General features: G+C 36.4%; 9 protein-coding genes and 1 pseudogene. 3 read left to right on the top strand and 7 right to left on the bottom strand.

The annotated features are described in order from the left end of the window. Window positions 1–475 precede the first annotated feature (475 nt). The 3 genes from JCM21531_RS16100 to JCM21531_RS24660 are packed head-to-tail and all read left to right on the top strand — an operon-like array spanning window position 476 to window position 2,475. On the top strand, window positions 476–1,198 hold the full coding sequence (locus JCM21531_RS16100) for a LytR/AlgR family response regulator transcription factor (RefSeq protein ID WP_038291361.1): 723 nt from the start codon (window positions 476–478) through the stop codon (window positions 1,196–1,198). Between the two features lie 7 nt (window positions 1,199–1,205). Then, a complete protein-coding gene (locus tag JCM21531_RS23075; RefSeq protein WP_369347717.1) occupies window positions 1,206–2,066 on the top strand; it encodes a hypothetical protein in 861 nt (286 codons plus the stop codon). A gap of 22 nt (window positions 2,067–2,088) precedes the next feature. Continuing rightward, window positions 2,089–2,475 carry an ATP-binding protein gene (locus JCM21531_RS24660; RefSeq protein WP_369347718.1) on the top strand — a complete coding sequence of 129 codons (387 nt, stop codon included), beginning with the start codon at window positions 2,089–2,091 and terminating at the stop codon, window positions 2,473–2,475. A 197-nt stretch (window positions 2,476–2,672) separates the two neighbouring features. Here JCM21531_RS24660 and JCM21531_RS18010 read toward each other — a convergent pair whose 3' ends face one another. The 7 genes and pseudogenes from JCM21531_RS18010 to JCM21531_RS16130 all read right to left on the bottom strand — a co-directional run. Beyond that, on the bottom strand, window positions 2,673–3,122 hold the full coding sequence (locus tag JCM21531_RS18010; RefSeq protein ID WP_243467851.1) for a dockerin type I repeat-containing protein: 450 nt from the start codon (window positions 3,120–3,122) through the stop codon (window positions 2,673–2,675). Window positions 3,123–3,133: 11 nt separating this feature from the next. After that, on the bottom strand, window positions 3,134–3,652 hold the full coding sequence (locus JCM21531_RS18015) for a hypothetical protein (RefSeq protein WP_054847153.1): 519 nt from the start codon (window positions 3,650–3,652) through the stop codon (window positions 3,134–3,136). Window positions 3,653–3,711: 59 nt separating this feature from the next. Next, on the bottom strand, window positions 3,712–4,068 hold the full coding sequence (locus JCM21531_RS16115) for a hypothetical protein (protein ID WP_038291362.1): 357 nt from the start codon (window positions 4,066–4,068) through the stop codon (window positions 3,712–3,714). Window positions 4,069–4,328: 260 nt separating this feature from the next. Beyond that, window positions 4,329–5,267, bottom strand: coding sequence for a YncE family protein (locus tag JCM21531_RS18020; protein ID WP_054847154.1), 939 nt, complete (start codon window positions 5,265–5,267; stop codon window positions 4,329–4,331). Between the two features lie 90 nt (window positions 5,268–5,357). Next, entirely contained in the window at window positions 5,358–5,762 is a 405-nt protein-coding gene (locus JCM21531_RS18025; protein ID WP_054847155.1) for a hypothetical protein, read from the bottom strand. A gap of 365 nt (window positions 5,763–6,127) precedes the next feature. After that, the gene (locus JCM21531_RS16125) at window positions 6,128–7,828 is read right to left on the bottom strand and encodes a B12-binding domain-containing radical SAM protein (protein ID WP_038291365.1); all 1,701 of its coding nucleotides are present in this window, start codon (window positions 7,826–7,828) and stop codon (window positions 6,128–6,130) included. Window positions 7,829–7,867: 39 nt separating this feature from the next. After that, window positions 7,868–8,791 (bottom strand): annotated as a pseudogene (locus tag JCM21531_RS16130) (DUF6365 family protein); the annotation flags it as partial. Between the last annotated feature and the right edge of the window lie 52 nt (window positions 8,792–8,843).

The following is an 8,843-nucleotide window of genomic DNA, read 5'->3' on the forward strand; positions in this document are numbered from 1 at the left end:
CGACCAGCCGACTAAAAGTTTAGTGATAAAACAAGTGACTAAATAAGTGCTGGTAATCTTTTCATGTAAAATTCTCCTCTCGTATAGTATAATGTCATACACAACATGCCTGTGTTGGTGCATTATTTCAATTTCCGGTACTTAACCGGAAAATTATTTTCATAATATTCCAACAAATTATTTTTTTATCTAAGCAGGAACATACAGACTGTGACCATTCATAGGCCACTCGTTATGTGAATTTGTAATTTTTTCCGGTGTGCAAAATAATTCTGATTTCTTTAATATCACGTTGAGATATTTCCGAAATAATATATGTTAGTTTGCATAATAAAAAACTTAATCAAATTAATTGTATCAGTTAACGCTGAATTAAAAATAAATTTTGCATGAATCATATTTTTTTTGACATGAAATAGTGCAGTGCATCCAACTTCTGTGCAAAAATGAATAATGAGAAAACGGAGGAATATTCATGCTGCAGATTGCTCTTTGTGACGACAATATGAACGACCTGTCCAATATGGTACATCTCTTGGACGAATATAAATCATCAAAGCATTTGAATTTTGAATACACAGTTTTTTCAAGCGGATTTGAGCTAACTTCTGCTTTAGATAAGGGTAAGCAGTTTGATATATATTGCCTGGATATTATGATGCCGGGTTTTACAGGCATTGATTTGGCAAATGAAATCCGAGATTTTGATAAAATCGCTCCGATTTTATTTTTTACCTCATCGTCTGAATTTGCCTTAGAAAGTTATTCCGTAAGGGCCACTGACTATGTATTAAAGCCTGTCTCGAAAGAGAAATTGTTTTTAACTTTTGATGAACTTTTAGAACAGATAGAAGCACAAAAAAAGGAAAACGCAATTATTGTAAAGAGCAGCGATGGCATCCAAAAAATATTAATCTCAAATATAGTTTATGCAGAGGTAATTGGAAGAAATGTGCTGTATCACTTGATATCCGGGAAAGTAATTGAATGCACAGAATCCTTTTCTACTGTCTGCAGCACTCTTTTAAAATATAGATGTTTTATCAAAACTCATCGCTCGTATATTGTGAATATGCAGTATATAGATATTATAGAAAATAGCAAAGTCACCTTGCAACCCCTTGTTTCTGTTCCTATTGCCCAAGGGAAAGCAAAAGAAATCAAACATCAATATCTGAATTATCAAATGGAGGCGTAATAATTAAATGACAGAAACTATCATTGCATTCTCCCGATATTTTATTGTGTTACTGTTTGGTACGGCAGTAGCAGTTAATTTTGCCGGAATGAAGCGTACACGTAAAAACTGCATTGCTGCCGGATGCTTAACTGTAGTTTTATTTATTTCACAGGTTGCCTGTTTAAACGCGTGGGGCATGGAACTGACAGTAAAATTGTATCCGCTGTTGTCCCATTTACCCATCGCCGTTTTCATAGTTGTATATTTGAAGCGTCCATGGATGATTTCACTAACCAGTGTATTTGCATCTTTTCTGTGCTGCCAGCCTCCCCGATGGATCGGTACTGCTCTTGGCGAAGTTTTTGGCAGTGTCTCCGTGAACCATGTCGGTTATATTGCTGCTGCGTTTTTGATATACCTTTTCCTGCGGAAATATGCGATGGAGCCTGTTCGCCATATGATAGAACGCTCTACAAGCTCCTGCCTGCTTTTTGGAGCAATGCCGGCTTTTTATTATCTGTGCGAGTATGCTTTCTCTGTTTATACCAACTTTATGTATAGCGGGGCACGGGTGGCTGTGCAGTTCATGCCTTTTTTAACATCTACGTTCTATTTTGTGTTTGTCCTCCTGTATTATACCGAGACTCAAAAGCAGGCAAACATTCAAAGAGAAAAGGATATACTGGATTCCCAGTTTAAGCAGGCACAAAAAGAATTTGAATCTTTACGTCAGATGCAAAAAACTGCTGCCTCTTACCGGCATGATATGCGTCATCACTTCGCTCTCCTGCAAAGCATGGCATCTAAGGGAAATATAGAAGAAATCAAAAATATTTTTGACTGTCCAGTCGGACTTGGATGCTATCACACCCGTACGCTTCTGTGAAAATGAAACCGTAAATCTTATTTTGTCTTCTTTCGCCTCAAAAGCAAAACAGTCACAAATCCAACTTACTGTAAATGCAAAGCTTCCTGCCTCGCATCCCTTTAGCGACACAGAGCTTTGCTCCCTCCTGTCAAACGCATTGGAAAATGCCATACATGCCTCGGAGCAAATACCCGACATAAGTATGCGTATTGTAGACCTGCGCATGTTTTCCAAGAATAACAAGCTGTGTATTGACATTCGCAACCGCTATCAAAATGAGCCGGTTTTTAATCATGGCCTCCCGGTATCAAATGAAGAGGGACATGGCTTTGGCACAAAAAGCATGGCTCATATCGTGGAAAAGCATGGCGGTGTATTCGGGTTCTCGGTCAAAGATGGCTGGTTTATATTTCAAGCCACTACATGAAGATTTTCATAATACTGGTAATGCAAAGAATGAGAAAATATATTTACTTTTAAATACCTTCAAACACTCCCATATATTATTAATAGTTTATTATATTATATTTTGCTCTTTTAATTTCGGTTAAAGGAGTTTGCTCATTTTCTGCTTTCACCTCAAAATCAAGCATGTGCCCCATTCATATAAATCTGTCAGCAAATTTATTTGTTGTTTGCAGGGAAGTCTGAAATCTTACGCAATATGTATCTCTTCAAATATGACAAGTCTAATGAGGTTACCAAACCGTCACCGTCCACATCTGCCGCCAACAAGCCGTATCCCTCCAGCTTATAACCGCTCTTTCGCAACAGATGTCCCTTCAAATACATAATATCCGTTGAATTTATTTTTCCGTCATTATTAACATCACCATATTTGATTTTGAGTTCTTCAATTACTTCGAACATAGGCCTTCCATTTGCATTTCTGGATAAAGCACACAATTTGCCGCCTACATAGAACAGCTTTGATATCTCTCCAATCGAAGATACGGTATTAACCATTGTAAAATCTTGATAATTATAAACGTAGATTTGGTTATCTCCGGCTGTAATGTAGAACTTCTTTTCTACCATGTTAAATGCAATATCTTTGAATGTTTTATCCAGCATAAGAGCAAAGTTCATATCTTCTTTATCCTCATTGCATTCAAATATGGCCCCGGAACCATTAAACAAGACTTACCGTCGGGAGATATTTTAAAGTTGGTTACAAGACTATAATCACCATGGTAAGGCGAATCATGCACATTTACAATACTTCCGTTATCGTATTCAAACGCATATATATCTGCCGGCGAAACTCCTTGTGTTGTAAAATAAAATACGTTGCGGACAGGATGTTTTTCCATCTTTCCAAAGTAACGAACTTCCCTGCTTGAAAATTCTTGCTTTAGGGTCCTGGAAAGACTTTTAACATAACCGTCACCTATTATGTAAATATAGCCGTCATTCCCAACAGCCATATCATCAAAAGCTGTCACGCTTATTATCTCATCCTTAAGTTCCAGGGTATCCCCATCATAAATGTAAATAACTTTGTTTTGACCACATCCGACATATATTTCTCCATTATAAATATCCAAGCAGTTCGGAGAATGGTTTATATTACCTTCTTTGATTTCTCCTGTGACATAATTCACTGATACAACTTTGCTGTTAGTATCATCAACAAAGTATACTATAGGTTTCTTGTCATGAATTACCGAATCTCTAACCTTATAGTTTTCAAATCAATGGTTTTTAACGGTGTTTCCCATACTCGTACTTTTTCAAGAATTGTCCGACTGTTTGCGACTTTCGAAACAGCTATCAAATAACCGTCTCTAAAGTACATATCCTTTACAGTACCTTCCGTATATTTTGTGCCAATCTGCGTAAAGGTTCCGTAATCATATTCATAAATTGTATTTTCGTTCAAAGCCACATAAAATTTATCGTTTTCAACATCAAAGGCCACATCATTAAAAGATTTGTTAAGTTTAAGGTAAAGTTTTAAATCTTCCGTCTTATTGCCAGAAGCCGTAAATATATTGCCCGAACTGTTAAATATATACAATCCGTCCGGGATATTCTGTTTCTGGAAGTTATTCTATGCTCTCCATGATACGGAGAATCGTATGTTTCTGTAATCATTCCATTATCATAATTGATTGTATAAAGATCCGTAGGGCTTACGTTTATAGAAGATAATACAAGGGAATTAGTTACAGGATTGGCCGCTAAATATCCTGTTTGAGGCCTCTGGAGCTTAGATACGGATACTGCTTCTTTGGTTTCTCTGGAAAAACTTTTAAAATGCCGTTTTCAGAACCGGTTTCATTTGGAGATGTATATATATCCGTCATTTCCCACCGCAATATCTAAGAAAGTATCTTTAACCAGTATTCTGTCCTTGTATTGAAGAGTATCGGCATCATATATTCCTATCATTCCTTGAGGACCAAAGCCAACATATATTTCCCCGTTGCCAAAAGCAATACAGTTGGAATTATAACCCAAAGGCACACTTACCTTTTGTCCGTTCTTAAAATCAATTTTCACCAACTCATCAAGATTATTTATAACGTATATAAATTCTTTGTCAGGATGAATAACGGAATCTTTTACTTCCATATTAAGGTCAAACTGAACGGAAAGTTCATTTGATGTCACAGGTATAAGTGTAGCTGCAGGTGTCGGAGTAGGTACCGGCAAGTTATTTATAATACTGTCTATCTGAACGTTCTCAAGAGTCAATGCCCCTTTGGAGTCATCGGTCAAAGCAAGCAATTTTCCGTCCACAAAAAGAAGATTTAATACATTGCCTTTTGAATTCACAGAATGTACACGGCGTAAAGTATTATAATCATAAACATTTATTTGATTGTCTTCCTTGGATGTAAAGAACAAATCATGGTCCAAATCGAAAGCAATATTGCTAAATTCCTTGTCAAGCTTAAAGAAAAATCTCATATCCTGTTCTTCATCTTCAGTGCAGGTAAATATACAACCCGAGCCGTTAAATATGTAATTTCCGTCAGGAGATATTTTAAAATATGTATCCAACGGATAATCACCATGGTAAATTGAATCATAATATGACACAAATTCACCATTGTCAACATTATAAACATTATAATCTCTTGGCGATATATCTGTTGTAACAGTATAAATCCTGTTTAATACGGGATGATAATCAGCAAAACTCTTATGCATTATAAACTCTGAATCCACAAGTTCTTTGGTGGAACATGAGTAGCTATTAAAATAAGTCAATTATCCCGATCCTGAAGTCACATACAGGTAACCGTCTCTTCCTGCAACAATACTAAAAGGGTCAATATCAATGTCTATTTTTTCTTTTAATTACATAGACTCTGTATCAATTACCGCTATTACGCCACTTTGGTCTTCCGGCTTCCAATATGGACTATGAGCATTCGTAAGAACAGTGACAAACAGCTCATTATTAAAATAGGCCATCCTTTCTATTGTGCCGCCTACATAGACTTCTCTGACCATATCAGTCTCAACATTAATTGAGTAAACTTTTGAATTGGCACTATCTGCAACAAAAATCACAGGTTCAGTCGGATGTGATATTGCATCGCTAATCTTAGTTCCTGCGGGGAATTTGAATTTTTCAAATGTATAGGAATGCAAATTCTCATCAGCCGCTCCTGCGGGAAAAGCCGTCAAATTGACCAAAAAAGAAGACATCACAAAACAGACTACCACGAACAGTGCCAAATTCCCTCGAAATTTAAACATTTTTACCTCTCCCCCCCTGAATACTTTTTTATAATTTTTTCCGTTTCATAATTTGTAATAATAACATATAATATCTGTGTTAATTTGTCCACATTATTATAATTGATGTATGTATTTCCATTTTTGCCCAGTTCACTGCTTTTCAAAATGATCTACAAAACATACGGGTTAAAATATCACAACCCAATGCCAAGTAATTCGGTGCGAAAAAACAAACATAGCCAAAGCTTTAGATTGCTCCGGCTATGTTTTAAAGCTAAATCTTATAAAATATCTCCAGCTTAGAACAAAGCATCAATAATGTATCAATTAATTAGCACCATATTTAATTAGAAGCGATATTTGGGTCATTCATTGTCCCTTGATTATTTTTTGTTAAGAAATAATTTATAAAACTGGCTAACCTCATAAAATTCCATTTTCTGCATCTTATTCAATGTTTCAATTCTTCGATTATTCTCCTCCACAATTTGAGAATAATCTCTTCCGTTTATTTCGTTATAGCCATATATTTTCGCATTCTGAGTTGAAGGAATTCTGCCGCTTTGAAAATATTCAAGATTGTTTTTCAACAAATCATTATACGTAGTTCTGTCTCGTATCAGCTCAATCCCATAGCGTTCCGGGAACCTTCCTATAAGACTGTTTGGAACCACAAAATATTCGTTTATCCATATATAATTTATATATTTCTGATTGCGCTCCAGAAAACTTTTTGTCGCTGCAAAATCCTCTTCAAATTCATGGGGCAGTCCCACAATAACTTCAATGTCACACCATATACCCAGCTCATGACACCATTTCAAAACTTCTTCCGCATGAGCAAGGTCAAGGCGTTTATCAATAAGTTTAAGTATCTTCTCGCTTCCCGTTTCAAAGCCAAATGTCAGCTTGACACATCCGGCTTCACGCATCTGCTTTAACCTTTCATATGTAAGATTGTTAAAACGCCCGCAATCCGACCAATAAAGTTTTATTCCCTGTGCTCTAACTTCTTGACAGAAAGTATCTGCAAACTTGGCCGAGTAGTTGAATGCATTGTTAAGAAAATAAAAATAATTGGTCTGATATTTTTCAATCAGTGCCTTTATATCTTCAATTACATGCTCTGCTTGTCCGCCCACCACACTTCCCCGGTCATAATCACTCTGAGTACAAAAAGCACAGTTATAGGGGCAATTATAATTGAATATATAAGGAACTATTAATCTCGGGAGTACATCTTTGGCTTTTTTAGTTTTGTTATACTTGTTTACCAATTGACCCGGACTGTCTATAAATGTATCAGGCCATTTGTAAACATACACCTTATTATCGGATGCCGCCCTTTCAGATTTTTTATCTCCTGTGGTGTCATCGCACATATATTTTTTATAATATTTGATGTCCAAACCCTCCCAATCAGGCCTTACAACTTGGGGCCTGTACTCAGCGTTGGCAACCACCTCGTTTCCTATAAGCCGTACAAGTCCGCCGATGTTGACAAGGGCATCCATGTCTTCTCCGTCATTCAATCCCTTAATTATATCCCATATGACCTCTTCTCCCGGGCCTTTTATTATAAAAGTAAGGTTTTGTAATGCCGCCGTCCAAAGCTCCAGAAAAACGTCACGAAATATGTAGAGATAAGAGACGTTATTACCGCCGATAAATACGGTCTTACTGTATTTACTCTTCAAAAATTTGGCTATAAGAAATCCACAGTGAATTTGCACAAATGAAAAATCCGCTCCTATGGATATTCCAAAGGAATCATAACTATCTATGTCAACTTCCGATAACATATATTCAATCAAACTATCTATGCATTGATTATCTTCACCTTTCAAATAAGATAAAACAGCTTCTTTATCAAAACAGATTTCAAGCTTTTTTTTATCTTCATCGTTGCTGAATTTATCAGAAAATCCCGCATTCAAGTCAATCAAATCAACTTCTATCCCTTTATTCCGCAGATATCCCGCAAGCACTCCGAGAGCCAGGCTTAGGGGCAGCACGGTCATATTGTCGGGATACTGAAGACCGCTCTCGGAAGGGGCCTGAAGAAAGCATATGTTTCTAATCATCTTCATCCTCCTTTGCATATATTTTTTATATTCATGAACCTATAGACAACAGTTATTTGCCTCATCATAACCAATCTGTTCTAATATATTGGAAGGCGTGCAAAGCTTGTCCAACATTCCCCTGTATCTTGCAACATTTTCTGTGATCCTGTCGACAGTTTCTCTGTTTTCGAGTATATCCCATATAGTGTCGACAGCTCTCTCCTCGTCAAACAACTCAACCTCATTCACCACATTTATATAAGGATTGTCCTTTATCACAGGCTCAAGAAATGTATACCATCCAACAGGATACATGCGATAAGGATAACACATTTCAAGGTTGTTTAATATCTCTTCAACCTGCTCCGTCGGCTTAAACGGACATTTAAATTTGTCTTTCGTTTTCGGAGTAAAAAACAGGGAGTTCTTGAGCATTACCGAAGGAATACCCGAAAGCGCCAATTTTGCAAGAGTGGTGGAAGTTATATTTCTTGTAATAAACAAATCCGATGCCGTTGCATATTTTTCAAATACATCAGGAGAAAGTTGCCCAAGAAAATGTATATTAGACGGTATATTACCTTCTTCAAAAAAACCTTTAGGTCCTACATAAAGCACTATGTTGTTTTGAGCAATCCTTGTTAAAATGTTCCTATATATTTTATTGGCTGCATTAACAAAATTGGTTACGTGTGGATAAGCCTTGTAAGTTTCCTGCCATACAGCCGATGTAATAAGTATAATACGTTTATTTTGCGGCAAATTAAGCTCTTTGCGGTGCTTTATTTTTATATCCTGGTTATAAGGCAGAAATTCATCCAAAAGGGGATAGTAATATTTATTATTTTCATTTTTCATAAGAGGATTGGCTATGGGGCAGGGAGTCAATCTGAAACCAAACTTTGTTATATCTACTTTCGAAACAGTTTTTGCATTAAAACCATATGTATCCATTCCCTGTCTGTCCAAATCCCAACAAAAATTGTCGAAAGTCCCTAGTTTCCCTTTGAAATTTCAAATTCATCTTACTGTA

Origin of the sequence: Acetivibrio straminisolvens JCM 21531 (assembly GCF_000521465.1) — a bacterium.
GTDB classification, from domain to species: Bacteria; Bacillota; Clostridia; order Acetivibrionales; family Acetivibrionaceae; genus Hungateiclostridium; species Hungateiclostridium straminisolvens.